Annotated in this window: 15 protein-coding genes; 11 read left to right on the top strand and 4 right to left on the bottom strand. The window is 44.4% G+C overall.

The annotated features are described in order from the left end of the window. Positions 1 to 108 precede the first annotated feature (108 nt). Positions 109 to 495 (top strand): DUF2799 domain-containing protein, encoded by a 387-nt coding sequence (locus ACVA53_RS00585; RefSeq protein ID WP_446504258.1) that lies wholly within the window; start codon positions 109 to 111, stop codon positions 493 to 495. Between the two features lie 1,606 nt (positions 496 to 2,101). Here ACVA53_RS00585 and ACVA53_RS00580 read toward each other — a convergent pair. Next, positions 2,102 to 4,114, bottom strand: coding sequence for a heparinase II/III domain-containing protein (locus ACVA53_RS00580; protein WP_446504257.1), 2,013 nt, complete (start codon positions 4,112 to 4,114; stop codon positions 2,102 to 2,104). Positions 4,115 to 4,467: 353 nt separating this feature from the next. Here ACVA53_RS00580 and ACVA53_RS00575 point away from each other — a divergent pair, with 353 nt between their 5' ends. From ACVA53_RS00575 to kduD (ACVA53_RS00565), 3 genes are all read left to right on the top strand, one after another. Next, complete coding sequence (locus tag ACVA53_RS00575; protein ID WP_446504256.1) at positions 4,468 to 6,243, top strand: sodium:solute symporter family transporter; 1,776 nt, start codon at positions 4,468 to 4,470, stop codon at positions 6,241 to 6,243. Between the two features lie 68 nt (positions 6,244 to 6,311). Further along, positions 6,312 to 7,718 (top strand): glucuronate isomerase, encoded by a 1,407-nt coding sequence (gene uxaC, locus ACVA53_RS00570; RefSeq protein ID WP_446504255.1) that lies wholly within the window; start codon positions 6,312 to 6,314, stop codon positions 7,716 to 7,718. Between the two features lie 35 nt (positions 7,719 to 7,753). Further along, positions 7,754 to 8,515 carry a 2-dehydro-3-deoxy-D-gluconate 5-dehydrogenase KduD gene (gene kduD / locus ACVA53_RS00565; protein ID WP_446504254.1) on the top strand — a complete coding sequence of 254 codons (762 nt, stop codon included), beginning with the start codon at positions 7,754 to 7,756 and terminating at the stop codon, positions 8,513 to 8,515. A 65-nt stretch (positions 8,516 to 8,580) separates the two neighbouring features. Here the strand turns inward: kduD (ACVA53_RS00565) and ACVA53_RS00560 are convergent, their stop codons facing one another. Beyond that, a complete protein-coding gene (locus ACVA53_RS00560) occupies positions 8,581 to 8,907 on the bottom strand; it encodes a cupin domain-containing protein (protein ID WP_107349286.1) in 327 nt (108 codons plus the stop codon). A 416-nt stretch (positions 8,908 to 9,323) separates the two neighbouring features. Here ACVA53_RS00560 and ACVA53_RS00555 point away from each other — a divergent pair, with 416 nt between their 5' ends. Further along, a complete protein-coding gene (locus ACVA53_RS00555; protein WP_255045111.1) occupies positions 9,324 to 9,962 on the top strand; it encodes an RpiB/LacA/LacB family sugar-phosphate isomerase in 639 nt (212 codons plus the stop codon). A gap of 296 nt (positions 9,963 to 10,258) precedes the next feature. Then, on the top strand, positions 10,259 to 10,669 hold the full coding sequence (locus ACVA53_RS00550) for a VF530 family protein (RefSeq protein ID WP_446504388.1): 411 nt from the start codon (positions 10,259 to 10,261) through the stop codon (positions 10,667 to 10,669). A gap of 55 nt (positions 10,670 to 10,724) precedes the next feature. On the opposite strand, the gene ACVA53_RS00545 is transcribed toward ACVA53_RS00550, so the two are convergent. Further along, positions 10,725 to 11,291 carry a YgjV family protein gene (locus tag ACVA53_RS00545; protein ID WP_446504253.1) on the bottom strand — a complete coding sequence of 189 codons (567 nt, stop codon included), beginning with the start codon at positions 11,289 to 11,291 and terminating at the stop codon, positions 10,725 to 10,727. 111 nt (positions 11,292 to 11,402) lie between these two features. Beyond that, positions 11,403 to 12,164, bottom strand: a complete 762-nt coding sequence (gene kduD, locus ACVA53_RS00540; protein ID WP_446504252.1) for a 2-dehydro-3-deoxy-D-gluconate 5-dehydrogenase KduD — start codon at positions 12,162 to 12,164, stop codon at positions 11,403 to 11,405. 274 nt (positions 12,165 to 12,438) lie between these two features. Between kduD (ACVA53_RS00540) and kdgR the strand changes: the two genes are divergently transcribed. From kdgR to ACVA53_RS00515, 5 genes are all read left to right on the top strand, one after another. Then, positions 12,439 to 13,221 carry a DNA-binding transcriptional regulator KdgR gene (kdgR, locus tag ACVA53_RS00535; protein ID WP_446504251.1) on the top strand — a complete coding sequence of 261 codons (783 nt, stop codon included), beginning with the start codon at positions 12,439 to 12,441 and terminating at the stop codon, positions 13,219 to 13,221. A gap of 83 nt (positions 13,222 to 13,304) precedes the next feature. Beyond that, positions 13,305 to 14,243: a sugar kinase gene (locus ACVA53_RS00530; RefSeq protein WP_446504250.1), complete on the top strand. Its 939-nt coding sequence runs from the start codon at positions 13,305 to 13,307 to the stop codon at positions 14,241 to 14,243. 10 nt (positions 14,244 to 14,253) lie between these two features. Then, positions 14,254 to 14,877 (top strand): bifunctional 4-hydroxy-2-oxoglutarate aldolase/2-dehydro-3-deoxy-phosphogluconate aldolase, encoded by a 624-nt coding sequence (locus ACVA53_RS00525; protein WP_446504249.1) that lies wholly within the window; start codon positions 14,254 to 14,256, stop codon positions 14,875 to 14,877. A gap of 245 nt (positions 14,878 to 15,122) precedes the next feature. Beyond that, entirely contained in the window at positions 15,123 to 15,920 is a 798-nt protein-coding gene (locus tag ACVA53_RS00520) for a transporter substrate-binding domain-containing protein (protein WP_446504248.1), read from the top strand. 233 nt (positions 15,921 to 16,153) lie between these two features. After that, complete coding sequence (locus ACVA53_RS00515) at positions 16,154 to 17,368, top strand: GGDEF domain-containing protein (protein ID WP_446504247.1); 1,215 nt, start codon at positions 16,154 to 16,156, stop codon at positions 17,366 to 17,368. Positions 17,369 to 17,418: the final 50 nt, after the last annotated feature.

Here is a 17,418-nt window from a genome sequence, read left to right as displayed (position 1 = left end):
TTTTTTCATAAGGATTTATACTTGAAGTGTAAGACCTGCCCAGCAGTCAGATAGCCTATCTATTTGCGCTAGCGGGATCACTTTCACACTTGCTTGCGGAGGTAGACGATGAAACACCTAGTTTTACTTGTAGCTGTCCTCGGCTTAGCGGCCTGCACCGGTCAGTCTTATGACACAGAACTGGCTCAAAAAAACCAATGGAAAATGATTGGTGTTAAAGACGGTAAAAATGGCCGCTTGGTTCGCACCGAGGCCGAACTGAATAGACTCAGTGAAATGCCTGAAGGCGCTATCAACGATTATCGCCTGGGTTACCAACAAGGTATTGAAGATTACTGCCTACCCTACAAAACCTATAAACATGGTAAGCAAGGGGAGCACTACACAGGCCAGTGTCTCAATACCAAGCATGAAAACTTGGCCACCCAAAGGTGGGAGGCTGGTTACCGTGAGTATGTTTCCGAACTAGATTTACTCTTGTTAAATAACGAATAACACAATAAAAAAGCGGCTCATTTTCATGACCCGCTTTTTTATTTAACTCTGTCTCGACAGCCACCCCACTGAAGGGCCTGCGATTTATTGTCGTCTTATTGCTTAGCTTCCTGCTGTTTGGCGTCCTGCTGTTGCTTTGCCTTCTGCTCATCCGCTTTTAGGCGAGCCAGTAAAATTTGGGGGATTGCTAACATTTCAATCATTTTGCCATCACACTGTGTAATTCATTGCCAAGGAACGACCAAACACTACCCTTAAGTGTGACCCGGTTCAAATTAATTTAATGTTTTCATGTAATAAAACAATAAAAAGTGGTGACGTCAACAACCGGAAACATTTTCATCCAATAGAAAAACCACCAGCACAGGCAAAACAAAATATTTTACTCTTGCACGAAAAAGAGCTTTTCAACATTCAATGTACCCGAACATACTGCATACATCACACAAATGAACAAAGTGTCAGATCTTAATCGGTAAATGCAACTAATTGAGCATTTACGTCAACTTCTATTCAGGTAAAAACACTATGCTGGTATCAGTATCTGTTTATGGAGAGAACGATGAAATTATCTGATATCAAGAGCCTCCGGCAGCTTAGCAGCCACTACCAAAAGAATACGCAGGGCAGTCTTCACCGCCGAAGAAGAAGTCGAGTTAGGGAAGAAAACCCAATTGAAGATTTGGCTGACACGACGGTTTGGTCAGGACGAAACCGCCGTTACAATACTGCTAATACTTAATACCAATCTGCAAAAAATTTGTTTAGTATTTTTGGTATAAGCCGTACCTACACATTGCTCTGATATTTGACCAGACAAGAAAAAACGGCCCTGAGCTTTCGCTCAGGGCCGTTTCCCGTTCCTAATATCCAGGGTTCCAATCAGGATATCAACTGGGCTTCCCCAGTCGGTCTCAATCACACAAGTGCAGTAGTAGACCTTTAAACCACTCTCCCCCGTTCTAAGGAGAATGATCTTTTATTCGCAATTTGATGCTCTCAAATCTTGAAAGCAATTTATCATATAATTTTATAATTGAAAAAAATATTTGAGTTAATACTTGTTTATTTTATTGTAATAATCATGAATTCCATTTCCTGTTGATTATACTGAAGCACATGAATAACAATCAGTCTCATAACAACTTCGTTATAACGAATAAAAAAACACATTTAAAACAATATTATATAAAAAATGGAAAATGTGACGCCTCAATCCAAGTATACCTGTGACACTATAACCCGAGGAAATCTGAAATGTAACGCCACTTTTAACTCAACAAAAGTTGAATTAAATCATCCTAAAATGCTCCCCCAAATAGGGGGCAAGAGCGCAACAAGCCAATCTATGATTCATACCAACCTACATAAATATTTGATCAGTCTTGCTAGTTAAAATCGCAGTTCTCTGCGTTAGATATTTTATAATTAGAGCAACTAGTTACTGCAATATCTGCCTTGTTAACAACGATTTTTCCAGTGCAAATACTTGATCAACGACTTATCCAAATTGGTATCAAACTCCTAAAACGAAATAGAAAAGCATCACTCGAGTAAAGTAGTGATCATGACCATACTTAGTTCCGGCTCCAAGCCCATCAGCTGGCTACGAAGCACAATGCGATGACTGATATTCAATGCCACTCGCTGATAAGGCCACTTTTATTGACTGCAAATTTCCACCACGGCTAAGACTAATATAAACGCTATCGCCTACCCATTGTACATCGACACTGTCGAGTGGCTGTTGGCTATCAAGATCATGGATCACGACTGCTTTATAATGTGTTTTCTTGCTTCTCAATAACATATACGACAAATTACTGGTGGCAGGATTATCCGGCGCCTGACCTGTCAGCAATGCGCCATCCGCAGCAACAAAACATTGATACGGCGCTTCACCTTTGATATCAAACTGCTGAGCTGTTATACCAGAGACTGATTGGAGCTGACATTCAGTCATTCGAGCGAGCGGCCCGTTTAATGGATTATCACACTCAACCGCCGACAGATTTACTTGATGCTCTCCGCGAACATGCCAAATTAGATCCAACTGCTGGGCATATGGATTGTCCACCTGATTAATTTCAATAGCGGCATTACCCAACCAGATCACGCTGCGGCGGAAACGAACATCACGGTACGCATCTTCATCCCAATGTACCAAGGTATGACTGTCCAAACCTGGATGCATTTTGGACCAATCAACGACAGTATCAAGGCAAGTAACGTCATCTTTCTGCTCAAAACTGAGCACTTCAGGGATAGCCGGCGGCTGGTTTTTCTGGTTAACCGCCAAAGTGTTGTGGGTCACTGTATTTTTATAATACCCGTAATGAAGCTCAGCGCCGTATCCGGTAGTACCGAGATCAGGTAGGATTTCTTTACCATCACGACAAAGGATAATCCCCAAGCGATCATAATGGTCATGCTCACCACCATATGGTGTGTGCTTCACCAGCAGCATGTTATTTCGAGTGTCGTCTTTGCAAATCGTCAAGCCAACACCCGGAGCATGGATAGGTTGAGTTACTAATGGTTCTGCATCCGGCAGCACATCCACCCCATACAGTAAAGCGTCAATATTATCGCGGCTTTTATTTTGATAAATGCTCTGTAATGCCGAAGCAAATAGCGGATGTTTGAATTCGCTGTATGCATACTCGAATAAGTGCGAATGAGTTAGCATCTCTTGACCAGCAATACAGTCATTCAAGCGTGGAAAACGGCCATCAATTTGTATTAATTTCAACGGGAAAGCGAGCATTTGGAAAAAGCTAGGGTGCTCCTTCAGTGAATGCTGGCTACCTCGAGCCATCATCTCATAGCCCATCAACGCCTGCAGGGCATAATAATGGTAATGGATCGAGCCTTCGAACCACAAGCCTTCGCCGATAATGCCGTGGTCCAACTGATAGCGAAGACCGTATGGGCTATTAACAGCAAAATCGATAAATCGTTGCTCATCCAACAATAAGCCAATGACCCCAATGGTCGAGCTGATCTTCATTTCATGGTTATGTAGCTGATCGCTGCGATGCAGCATCATGAACTCAGCGCCTTCACGCAATAAATTCTGCTCAATATGAGCCCGCTCTTCAGCGGTTAAAGCCTCACGGACAAAATCATAACCGCGGGCAAAATCCATATGGCAATTTGCTTCACACAGCGTCTGGGCATTTGCCTTACCCGGCCCATTGTAGGGAATACCGCCGTGTTCTTCATAATCTGGGTAATGATCGGCATACCCCATCAGGATATCACGAACTTTATCGACGTATTTTTGCTCACCGGTTAAGTGCCACAGCAAACCCAATTCATTACAGGCTTTTGAATTCAAACCATTAAGACCGCGCCACCATGCCCCATCATAAGGTTCGCCAGTATACACCTTACCGTCAACGGAACAGCGGTGTTCGCAGGGACTGTTTCTTTGCCAGTCAAGACGAACGCCATGCTCGGGACAGAAGTAATACAAGTTCCATGTTGCACGAGAGTCCGGCGGAACAAGGGTGTCAGACGTCATAATGGTATGGTTACTTGAAATCAGGCTATCAATGATTGCTGAACAATCCTTGCTCTTGACCTTTGCCATCTCATCACTTGTAAATTGAAGCATTGCTAACTCATTTTTTATGAACCGTTGTTTTAATTATACACATGAGATGAGACTTGTTAGTAGAAAACATGAAAAAACCAAACAAGCTCACAATTTTGACAATCACTCAATGACAGTCAAGCAAACCCATGGCTGCCAAAATTTACGGCAAGCTTCTGTTCTGGAAAACCAAATATTTCTCACTTTTAACCACAAAACAACAAAAAGAAATAGCGTTTCATTTTTTTACGAAAGTGATTTTGATCACGGAATTAGCAACGGATAATACATAAACTGCCTCCCATCAGTTTTGGACTATGAATAGCAACAGACCAACCATCCTATGTGATGATTGGCAAACCTAAGAGAGCACTATGAATATAGAGATTATGGTAATAGGTGGGTACTTTATGTTGATGATTTTCATCAGCCTCGCCTTTAAAAAAATGGCCAGTAACTCTTCAAGCGACTACTTCCGGGGGGGAGGCCGAATGTTATGGTGGATGGTGGGTTCCACCGCTTTCATGACCCAATTCAGTGCCTGGACGTTCACAGGTGCAGCAGGTAAAGGCTTCAATGATGGCATGTTGGCTGCCGCGGTATTCATCGGTAACGTGCTGGCTTATGGCGTATCATACCTTTGGTTTGCTAAGCGCTTCCGTCAAACCCGCGTTGACACACCAACACAAGCAATTCGTAACCGCTTTGGTAGTACCAACGAACAGTTCTTCACCTGGGCTATTATTCCACTCAGTATTTTGAATGCTGGTGTATGGCTAAACGGTTTGTCTGTCTTTGTCGGTGCGGCATTTGGCTTTGATATGACCACGACTATCTGGCTGACAGGTCTGGCAGTATTGGCTATTTCTCTGCTATCAGGCGCTTGGGGTGTTGTTGCCTCTGACTTTGTTCAGACCATGGTTGTCGCGGTTATTTCTGTTGCCTGTGCCATTGTTGCACTCGTTGCGGTAGGTGGGCCCGGTGAGATCGTCACCAACTTCCCATCCGGCTTTGTCATGGGGCCGGACATGAACTACCCGCTGATTATTGTTGGTACTTTCCTGTTCTTCTTCGTTAAGCAAGTTCAAAATATCAATAACATGCAGGATTCTTACCGCTTCTTGAATGCTAAAGATTCCAACAACGCCAGCAAAGCTGCGCTAATGGCGATGGTGCTAATGGCTGTGGGTAGCTTGATTTGGTTCATTCCACCATGGGCGTCTGCCATCCTTTATCCTGAAGCAGCTACCCAGTATGCCGCTCTTGGCGGTAAAGCCTCCGATGCGGTATATCTTGTGTTTGCAGAAAACACCATGCCAGCAGGTACAGTCGGCCTTCTTGTTGCCGGTATCTTCGCCGCAACCATGTCTTCAATGGACTCCGCACTGAACCGTAACTCCGGTATCTTTGTTCGCAGCTTCTGGACCCCTATCGTCCGCAAAAACAACCCAGGTAGCGAGAAATCACAGCTACGTGTTGGTCAAATCACCTGTATCGTCAACGGCATTATCGTCATTCTTGTTGCCCAGCTATTTGCTAACCTAAAAGAGCTGAGCCTATTTGAGTTGATGATGACAGTATCAACACTGGCTTCGTCGCCAATCCTTGTTCCATTGTTCATGGGTATGTTCATCAAGAAGACGCCTCGCTGGGCAGCATGGGGAACAGTGGTATTCGGCATGTTCGTCTCTTGGCTATGTGTGAACGTCTTCACCCCTGCCACACTGGGCGAGCTAATGGGTATCGAATTTACCGGACGTGAAGTCTCTGAACTGCGCAACATGATTGCTATCGGTGCTCACCTGTTCCTAACTGCAGGCTTCTTCTGGGCGACAACACTGTTCTACAAAGAGGATTCACTGAACGAGCAGGAAAAAGCCGAAGTCACAAAGTTCTTCGAAAATGTCGAAACAGAGTGCATAGCTGACGACAACCAGGACGAGTTCGACAAAATGCAGCGTGAGAAACTAGGAACCATCACTATCATGATGGGTACCGGTCTGCTGGCAATGACGCTACTCCCTAACCCACTGTGGGGAAGATTCATGTTCCTGTGTTGCGCAGGGATCATTTTACTAGCAGGTTACTTGCTCAAAAAAAGTGCCAATATCAAGCCACAACCAGCGGATGATCTTGCAACTCAGCGTTAATTCTTAAACAGACCAATAGTGCCGCTTCATTGCTTGAGGCGGCATTTATATATATTAAAGAGTAAGTAATGAAGAAGCCTTTTCTTGACCAGCATTTTTTACTTCACAACTCAACTGCACAGCACCTCTATCACAGCTATGCCAAAGAACTTCCAGTCATTGACTATCACAATCATTTAAGTGCCCAAGATATTTATCAAGATATCCATTACCACTCTATTGCCGATGCTTGGCTATCACATGATCATTATGTGTGGCGGGCGATGCGAGGCAATGGTATCGATGAACATTACATTACCGGTACAGCCAGTGACTACGAAAAGTTCCAAAAATGGTGTGAAACGGTCCCTTATTTAATTGGCAACCCTTTTTACCATTGGGCCCATATGGAGCTACAGCGCTACTTTGGTGTCACTGACCTAATCTGCCCTGATAACTGCGACAAAATATGGCAGCAATGCAATGACCAAATAAAAGGAGAAGGCTTCTCTGCCCGGCAACTACTTGAACGAATGAATGTTGAATCACTCTGTACAACCGATGATCCCTTAAGCGACCTTCGCTATCACCGCCATTTAGCCGAATCAGGTTTCAGCGTAAAAGTACTGCCAACATTCCGTGCAGACGATGTCTTCAATATCGACAACAGCAAAAAGTTTGTTACTTGGGTGGCCAAACTCAGCTCACTGACTGACTTAAGAATCAACAATATTGAAAGTCTGTACCGAGCATTGGATCTACGGTTTGATTATTTCCATGAACATGGCTGCCGCTTATCAGATCTAGGGCTTAAAACGGTTCCCTATAGTGACTCAACACTCGAAGATGCTGACCGCTCTTTAAACAAGGCACTTTCCGGCCAGCCCTTGTCAGACAGAGAAGTCAATCAATTCAAAACCCAGCTATTCCAGTATCTGGGGCAAAAAAACTACGATCTTGGCTGGGTGATGCAGCTCCATATTGGTGTGCTGCAAGACACCAACCAACGCCGCTTTGAGCAACTTGGTGGCGCTACCGGCTTCAGTGCCATTGACGATACTTGCATTGCCCAAAATCTTGGTAAGCTACTCAGCCAGCTGGACTACCACCGTTCATTACCAAAAACTATCCTGTACTGCCTCAACCCCAAAGACAATTATGTACTCGGAGCAATGGTCGGTGCTTTCCAAGACAGCGACTGTGGCCCCGGAAAAGTTCAACTGGGTGCAGCTTGGTGGTTCAACGATCAAAAAGATGGCATCGTAAACCAGCTAAAAACCTTGGGTAACCTTGGCGTACTCGGGCGGTTTGTTGGCATGCTCACGGATTCAAGAAGCTTTCTCTCCTACCCTAGGCATGAATACTTCCGCCGTATTCTCTGTAACCTCGTAGGAGAGTGGGTAGAACGCGGTGAATTGCCAGACGACGAAGCATTGCTGAAACGCTTGGTCAGCGACATTTGTTATCACAACGCAAAACATTATTTTAGTCTTTAAGACGCTGAAAAATAAAATGTAGAAAGGGTGATTAGATGATACTTAATGAATTTAACCTTAAAGGTAAAGTTGCCATTGTTACCGGTTGCAATCGAGGGTTGGGACAAGGTATTACGTTAGGACTCGCTCAGGCAGGCTGTGACATTGTGGGGGTTAGTTCATCGGGCAGCGAGGAAACCAAAGCAATCGTCGAAGCGTTAGGCCGCCAGTTCATCGATATCCGCGCTAATTTAATGAAGCTAGATGATATCCCTGACATTGTAGCTACAACCTTAGATCAATTTGGTAAGGTAGATATTCTGGTTAACAATGCTGGGATCATTCGCCGTGAAGATGCGATCAATTTTAGCGAGAAAGATTGGGACGATGTCATGAACATCAACCTCAAAACCACGTTTTTCTTGAGCCAAGCGGTTGCCAAACAGTTCATAGCCCAAGGCAATGGCGGCAAAATCATCAACGTGGCTTCAATGTTATCTTTCCAGGGTGGCATCCGTGTCCCTTCCTACACCGCGTCGAAAAGTGGCGTGATGGGTGTCACGCGTTTGATGGCCAACGAATGGGCTAAGCACAACATCAATGTCAACGCGATCGCACCAGGCTATATGGCAACCGACAATACCGCTCAACTTCGTTCTGACGAGCAACGTAATGCAGAAATCCTAGACCGAATTCCAGCTGAGCGTTGGGGTGAGCCTGCTGATTTGGCCGGTCCTGCTGTTTTCCTGGCCTCCGATGCCGCCAATTATGTCAATGGGTTTACCATGGCCGTCGATGGTGGTTGGTTGGCTCGGTAAGCAATTTTCAAATAAAAAGGCCAGAGCAATGAACAATGCTCTGGCCTTTTTTTATTTCGTAAAGGTTATGCCTCTACAAAATCCTTACGCATTGGCGTAAAGGTATCAATCAAAATACCCGCCTTCAGGCAACGGCAGCCGTGCAAAATTTCAGGCTCTTTGTACATGGTATCGCCCGCTTTGACGATTTTCGTATCATTACCAATGGTAAATTCAAACTCACCAGACAAGACATAGGTCAATTGCTCGTGCGGATGAGTATGCAGCGCACCGATTGCACCATCTTCGAAGTGCACTTCAACTGACATCATGTTGTCGTTGTGAGCCAGGATTTTACGGCTGATACCTTCACCTAAATCTTCCAGTACAACATCGTTATTAAATACAAACATTTGAACACCTTTTCTATGGTTCTGAGCATTACTTGCTTGGCTATATCTTACATCAAACACCAAACAAGTAAAATAATTGAAACCATGTTTCACTAAATATAGATAGCATGAAGGTAAACGCACCGTATTTCTTTGAAGTAAAGACAAGACAGAGAGTCACGGCTAAACGAAGCACCAGAAACGATGACAACGGCAATAAAACAATAATTTAAATGAAAAAAATTGGAAATACCAAATCATTAGTACAAGCCAAGCAGAAAAGCAGTGCACATTCTCAGTAGGTTCCAATAGCATCAATTGGTAAATCAGTGCAAAACCACAGTTTAAAATAATTTAATTTTTATTTTTTTGAAAAGCCTTTTCATTTTTAAGCCTCTATCTTATACTTACCATATCAACGACAGAGAGATATTGTTATGAAAATCGCACTAATGATGGAAAACAGCCAAGCGGCAAAGAACGCTATGGTTGCAGCTGAACTAAACAACGTTGCTGGTGGCCTTGGTCATGACGTATTCAACGTAGGTATGACAGATGAGAACGACCATCATCTAACATACATCCACCTAGGTATCATGGCGAGCATTCTTCTCAACTCTAAAGCTGTAGATTTCGTCGTAACCGGTTGTGGCACTGGTCAAGGCGCTATGGTGGCAAGCAACCTACACCCTGGTGTTGTTTGTGGTTACTGCTTAGAGCCATCTGACGCATTCCTTTTCAACCAAATCAACAACGGTAACGCTATCTCTCTAGCGTTTGCTAAAGGTTTTGGTTGGGCTGGTGAACTAAACGTACGTTACATCTTCGAAAAAGCGTTTACAGGCAACCGTGGCGAAGGCTACCCAATTGAGCGTGTTGTTCCTCAACAAGCTAATGCAGCGATCCTTAACGACGTGAAAAAATCAGTGTCAAAAGGCATCGTAGAAGGTCTACGCGCCATCGACCAAGAGCTAGTTAAAACGGCCGTTGGTAGCGCACACTTCCAAGAGTGCTTCTTCGCAAACTGCCAGGATGAAGACATCAAAGCGTACGTACTGGCGCTTCTTGAGAAGTAATTTGTCATTACACTGAAAACGCATAGATTACGGTTTTCGAAATGACTAAGGCTCTGGGCATGCTCAGAGCCTTTTTGTTTGTCAGTATCTTTTAGCCGTGAGTACATTTGATCTTACTTGGTACCTGTCTGGCTATTTATTGCAATAATCATAGGGAAGAAAAGCATACTCTGTTAGACTCCCATGCCCTCTTTCCTTCTGGGTTTAGAGCTTGTAACACTGCCGTGTTTGATTGAAGACTAGCGCGTAGATCCCCAACCAGCCTTGGTTAACTAGATACTTAGGAACTCATTATGATGACTGATGACGAAAGAATTGAATTACAACAGAACAACCCATTGCACGGTCTTAAGTTAGAAACATTACTGCAAGAGCTGGTCGACTTCTACGGTTGGGACATTCTTGATACGGCAATGCGTTTTAACTGCTTTAACACCAAGCCATCGATTGCCAGCAGCGTGAAGTATTTAAAAAAAACCGACTGGGCACGAGAGAAGCTAGAAAATTTCTACCTATATCGCTTTAAGCGTATGCCTCGTGCATCAAGCGAAGAGTTTGAAATGCCACCACGCGCTCGTACTTTCCCTCACGGTCTTGAGCCGAAAGAGCCGATGGAACTGACTGTTGAGTCAATTTTGAAATCACAAGCAAAAGCAGCATCTGCCCACAAAGAGCGTTCTTCGCGTGGACGCCACTCGCGCCGATAATTAACAACGACCTCAACATTTACAACGTGGCCGTGAGTAAATAGCGAAGGGTTAGCTAAGGCTGATTGGCCAGTTGTTCCAAACTCGGCATCTCCGATTTGGAGCAACAAGTCAATTTTGGCATAGCCCGCTGCTGGCGACGTAACCGGATTATAGTCGCCACATTCACACTCAGTAACGTTGCTTCCAACAAGGTACCACCAATCGAGCCGACCACTATATTGTTACTCAGCCAACATAAAGCCCCGACGAAGAACGCCAACCTCATCTTAATCCCCTCAAGGCAAAACAGGGCATATGTCCCAATACACGCACCGGCAATAGGAAGTAAATCTAGCCAACGTTCTGACAAATAAAAGCCGACAACCAAGTTACAGACAATGAAGAAATACGCAAGTAGCTTAGACTGATACTTTACCGACAAGGCAGTTCGAAAAGCCGAAATCAGCGCACTAAAACTAGCAATTGCTGCACCGAGCAAGAAAAAGTGAATCATATGGTTAATATTAAATATCACCATCAACACTTTGAGTTTTTTGTCGTCTTTTTGATAGAACGCCGTGATCCCCAATGCGAAGCTAACAAAACCGAGCGCTTGGGCTAGCGATAATTCACTCAACAATTTCCGACTCTCTTTTACGTTTCACCACACCTTTCACTATGGCGAGATACAAATACGAAAAAACGGCCGCATCTCACAAGAGATACAGCCGCTAAAACAATCACTTAAAAATTAGCGAGCTAGCCAGCCACCATCAACAGCCAGTGTGTAGCCGTTGACATAAGAGCCAGCATCAGATGCTAGGAACACACAAGGACCTGCCAAGTCAGCTGGCTCACCCCAGCGATCAGCAGGAATACGCTCTAGGATCTCCGCATTACGTTTCTCATCAGCACGTAGCTGCGCAGTATTGTTGGTTGCCATGTAACCTGGGGCAATCGCATTAACATTGATATTGTGCTTCGCCCACTCGTTAGCCATCAGACGTGTCACGCCCATTACACCACTTTTCGATGCCGTGTACGAAGGCACACGGATACCGCCTTGGAATGAAAGCATCGATGCGATATTTACGATCTTACCGCCATGGCCCTGAGAAATGAACTGCTTGGCAACCGCCTGAGACATAAAGAACAGTGACTTGATATTGATGTTCATCACGTCATCCCAGTCCTGCTCGCTAAAATCAATCGCATCATTACGACGGATAATACCGGCGTTATTCACCAAAATATCAATTTTGCCAAACTTGGTAACAGCTTGGTCAACAATGCCTGCAATATCATCAGTTTTCATTAGGTTGGCACGGACATCGAGGAATTCACGTCCAGTCGCTTTGATTTTCTCAATCGTTTCAGCTGGCTCAACAATGTTAACACCCACAATGTCACAACCCGCTTGGGCCAACCCCAGTGCCATACCTTGTCCAAGGCCCGTGTCACAGCCCGTCACGATGGCAACTTTACCTTCTAGGTTGAATGTATTCAGAATCATCTCATTTCCTCGGTGTGTGTTCCCGGCCCCAAAGCCCTGAACAATATGTTTATGTTCCCGTTAATGTAGGCTTACTATATCAACCAAGAAAAGCCACATCAAGTTTTTTGAAAAGCCGTTTTAATTTTGATTTTATAGGTATGACTCAAGTCACATAACTACAGGTAATTTGTGTTGATTCATATTTTTTAAAAAAGGTTTTCATAAAAATAGATACAGAAAAAGTTAGAACGTATAATGTTAACGACAACGAATATAATGAAAGGAACGTTTGATGGAATCTGCTAAACAGCCTGAAGCTGTCTCGTCAGTAATGAAGGTGTTCGGGATCTTGCAGGCTCTTGGCGAGCAAAAAGAGATCGGCGTTACCGAGCTTTCTCAGCGCCTAATGATGTCAAAAAGCACCGTATACCGCTTTTTACAAACAATGAAAATGCTGGGTTATGTCTCTCAAGAAGGTGAAACAGATAAGTATGCACTAACTCTGAAGCTATTTGAGCTTGGTGCAGCCTCATTAGAACATGTAGACCTCATCGACTTGTGTGACAAAGAAATGCAGCTAATTTCTCAGCAGACCAATGAAGCCCTGCACCTTGGTGCGCTGGATGAGAACGCCATTATCTACATCCACAAAATTGATTCAGGCTACAACCTGCGTATGCAGTCACGAATCGGTCGCCGTAACCCGCTCTACAGTACCGCTATCGGTAAAGTTCTATTGGCTTACCGCAGTGAAGAGTTCACCCGTAATGCCCTGAAAGACGTTAACTTTATTAAGCATACGGATAAAACCCTAGAAAATATTGACCAATTGCTTAACGAGCTGAAAACAGTCAAAGAGCAAGCTTTTGCTGAAGATAACGAAGAGCAAGAGCCAGGTCTACGCTGTATGGCTGCGCCTGTTTTTGACCGTTTTGGTAATGTTATTGCAGGCCTGTCTATCTCGCTGCCAACGATCCGTTTCGATGAAAAACGCAAGTCCTACTATATAGAACTGCTACAAAATGCCAGCCGAAACGTCTCAGCACAGATGGGATATCACAACTACCCACAATAAATAGAAACAACATTTCATTTTTATTGACTTGTAAGGGCTTATTGTTAAAAATACCCTCAACAACCAATCTTGAGGGTTTTTTTATGGCTTTAAAACGTGTTGCTGTGATCGGTGAATGTATGGTCGAACTGCAACGTAAAGGCGAGCTCATCAAACAGAGTTTTGGTGGTGACACGCTCAATACGGCACTGTACCTTTCCCGCTTGACCCACCAGCATGATGTCAAGACAAGCTATATCACAGGTCTTGGCACTGACAGCTTTAGCCGCGACATGCTGGCTGACTGGCAGCAAGAGCACATCAGCACTGAGCTGGTTTTCCAGTCCGAAGAGAAAAACCCTGGTCTTTACCTGATCGAAACCGACGATACCGGTGAACGTACCTTCCATTATTGGCGCAATGATGCAGCTGCTCGCTACTGGTTGGATAACATCGACATCCCCACCTTAGTAGAAAAACTAACGGGTTTTGACATGATCTACCTCAGCGGGATCAGCCTGGCTATTTTGCCTTCGGAAGCACTTGATAAGCTTTTCCTCATACTAGCCGCATGCAAAGCGCAAGGCAGTAAAATTGTTTTCGACAATAACTACCGTCCTCGCTTGTGGCAAAGTGCCGACATCGCAGCAAAGCGCTACCAAACCATGCTGTCATTGACTGATATCGCCCTACTGACATTTGATGATGAAATCATGCTATATGGCGAGCATACTGTGGACGAGTGTATTGCTCGTACTCAGCAGTGTGGTGTGGGTGAAATTGTTATCAAGCGCGGCGCTGAGGACTGCCTTGTCGTTACAGCCCAAAATTGTACATCTGTTGCGGCCACCAAGGTCGACAGCGTCATAGATACCACTGCCGCCGGTGACTCATTCAGCGCCGGTTACCTGGCAACACGCCTGACAGGTGGTGATACCGAGCAAGCGGCAAAGAATGCCCACGTATTAGCCGGTACCGTGATCCAACATCAGGGCGCCATTATTCCAGCCACAGCAATGCCTGTATTGTTCAATTCTAATTAAGGAAGACATCATGACTACGTTAAATGCTCGTATGGGCGAGCTGAAAGTTATCCCAGTGATTGCCATTAAAGATGCCGATAAAGCCGTAAAATTGGCTCAGGTACTCTCTGAAAACGGCCTTCCTTGTGCCGAGGTGACTTTCCGTACCGAAGCGGCCGCGCAAGCTATCCGCAACATGCGTGATGCTTACCCTGACATGCTGATCGGTGCGGGTACTGTATTGACGGCAGCACAAGTAGACCAAGCCATCGACGCAGGCGTAGACTTCATTGTCAGCCCAGGCTTCAACCCTACCACAGTGAAATACTGTCAGCAGCGTGAAATGCCAATCATCCCTGGCGTCAACAACCCAAGCATGGTTGAGCAAGCCATGGAGCTTGGCCTTAATACTTTGAAGTTCTTCCCGGCAGAGCCTTCTGGCGGTGTGAACATGCTTAAAGCGATGACTGCAGTATATCCAGTTAGCTTTATGCCAACAGGTGGCGTAAGCCCATCAAACGTTAAAGACTACCTAGCGGTTAAGTCGGTGTTTGCTTGTGGTGGTACTTGGATGGTTCCGGGCAACCTCATCGACGAAGAGCGTTGGGACGAGTTGGCGGATCTGGTTAAAGAAGTGGCTAACGTAGTCGCTTAATAATCGCATAACCCAGTACGGCTCAACATTGAATAGGTAGAGGAACGAAAATTTCAAAAGCGCATAGACACACCCATGTGGCTCCAAACCGTCACCTCTGACGGTTAAGGTTTTGAAATTTTCTCCTCTGCCTTTCTCGCTATCCTGCCTGGCTCCCTGCCCAGCCCTCCCTTCCACTGCAAATTTCCAGCCTGCTGTTACACTTGAAAGACCCTTAAATGTTTTCCAGCTAGAAGTCTTTCACAATGAATTACGCCAAACCAAAGCCTCGCTACCTGATCCCTTTAAGACTCGCTATTTACAGCTCAGCCTTGTTCGCAGTGGTTCACCTTCATGCCGAGCAAGGCAAGCTGACTGTCGCCATCTCAACTGATATGCCTCCGTATGTGATGGACAGTGGTAGACAAGGACTTGAAGTAGATATCGTCAGGCAGGCATTGGAAGGCTATGAACTCAACTTTGTCCAAATGCCGCTGAGTGATGTACAAAATGCCGTTCAGGACAAAAAGGCCGATGTAGCGATTGGCGTTTTAGTGGATGGCGGTGACATTTTTTATTCCGATCACCTCGTCACCTTTGTGAATTTCGCCATCACTAAAAAAAGCGATGATATCGCGATTGATTCTATCGATGATCTCAAAACCCACCCGGTACTGACTTGGCAGAACGCCTACCTTGAGTTAGGTGATGAGTTCCAGACATTATTTGCTCCAGGTGCAGAATACCGCTCTAACTATCATGAATTTGGTGACCAAGCCAAGCAGGTCGCACAATTCTGGAAAGCCGACAAGCAAGTTATTGTCATCGACCGAAGCATTTTCGAGTTCTTCAGCAAGGCAATGAAACAATCAAGCGACAGTGTCGAATACCACAGTATTTTCCCGCCCGTTACTGAATTCAAAGCCAGCTTCAAAGACAAAGCGGTCAAAGATGCTTTCAATAAAAAACTGAAGGAAATGTGCCAAAACGGCAAATACGTCAAGCTGCTAGAAATGTATGACGTCGAGTTGGAAGCCACAGTGTGTGACAAACTGCCGCAATAACTAGCCTAGAATATAGAAGCACATATCTTATCTACGCCAAGCAATACACACATAATCGATATGTGTGTGTTGCCTTGTATTAACATTCAAACAACACAGTGTAATGTGATTACATTCTCACTTTAAGTGGGTTATTAAGCATTTTATTAACAGTGCTCTATGATTTTAATACCAGATTAATCAGAAAATGGAACACCCTATTTTGTTGCGATGCAAGAAATGGGAAATATGCAATGGATAGTTTTACTCTCGATATAAGAACACTTAATTTCATCATTATTCTATTTTCTTGTATCTATAGTGCTGGCTTTCTTCTCTATCAACGCTCGCAAAAAAAGATCTCAGGCTTGGGACTCTTTGCCCTGTCACTACTGTTCATTGGTATTGGCCCATTAGTTCTCAGCTTTAGAGGAACAACTTCAAACTGGCTCTCCATTATCATTGCTAATGCCATCATCATGTTAGGCTTCCAATTGGTCCTGCACAGCCTGTGTTTATTTAGAAAGAGTTCGCTGAAATATACTTACTTCACTTATGCCTGCTATCCGCTATCCATCTCGTTATTCTATTATTATTCGCATATCGTACCGTCGATAAAAGCACGGGTCATCGTCATTAGTGTCTTTGTTGCCATCAGTACGATAATCACGGCGATAGCCACTCTAAATGGAAAACAGAAGGACTTAAAAATCGCCGTATGGATGATGTCATCATCTTTATTTCTGTATGGCACTTTTATGGTTTTTCGTGCTACTTGGTCTGCACTTTCAGAAGAAATACACAACTTCATGTATGCAGGTTTACTCCATCAACTCACGTTCTTATTTAGCATTCTGTTAGTGGTTGCGATGAGCTTTAGCATGCTGTGGATGATCAATGCCCGCTTGGTCAGATCAATTCGAGAGGTTTCTAGACGTGATCCCTTAACCCAACTTTATAATCGCCATGCATTAGAAAGAGTATTACCCCGCATATTGGTAGAAAGTCATAAAGCGATGTCACTAAGCATCATTATGACTGATATAGATAATTTCAAGTCAATAAACGACAAGCACGGTCACTTGGTCGGTGATAAGGCCTTAATACGAGTGGCAAAAGTCATCAATACTGTCACTCGCCCCTGCCATTTTGTATTTCGCTTTGGTGGGGATGAAATACTGATCATCTTGCCTAATAGTCACCTTGAAGAGGCCAACATTCTCGCTGAGTCGCTAAGAAAAAGCATTTTCACATGTGGCTTAGTTGATAACATAAAGCTACCACTCACATCGAGCTTTGGAGTCGCCAGTCTTCGTGATGGCGAAAGTTGGGAAAGCTTAGTATCAAGGGCCGACCAAGCACTCTATCACGCAAAAAAATTAGGGCGAAATACCGTCGTCACCAGTCCGCAACACATGGAACCAAGGAAAATTCATCAAGTTGCACCTTGTGACAAAGCCATATCCTAAGCGCCACAATCTCTATTATACTTTTTCAATCACAAACATTAGCCAGACAT

The sequence above is a fragment of the Photobacterium sp. DNB23_23_1 genome (genome assembly GCF_052873815.1).
Note: the sequence above shows the minus strand (reverse complement) of the source record. Positions and strands in the feature narration are given on the sequence as shown.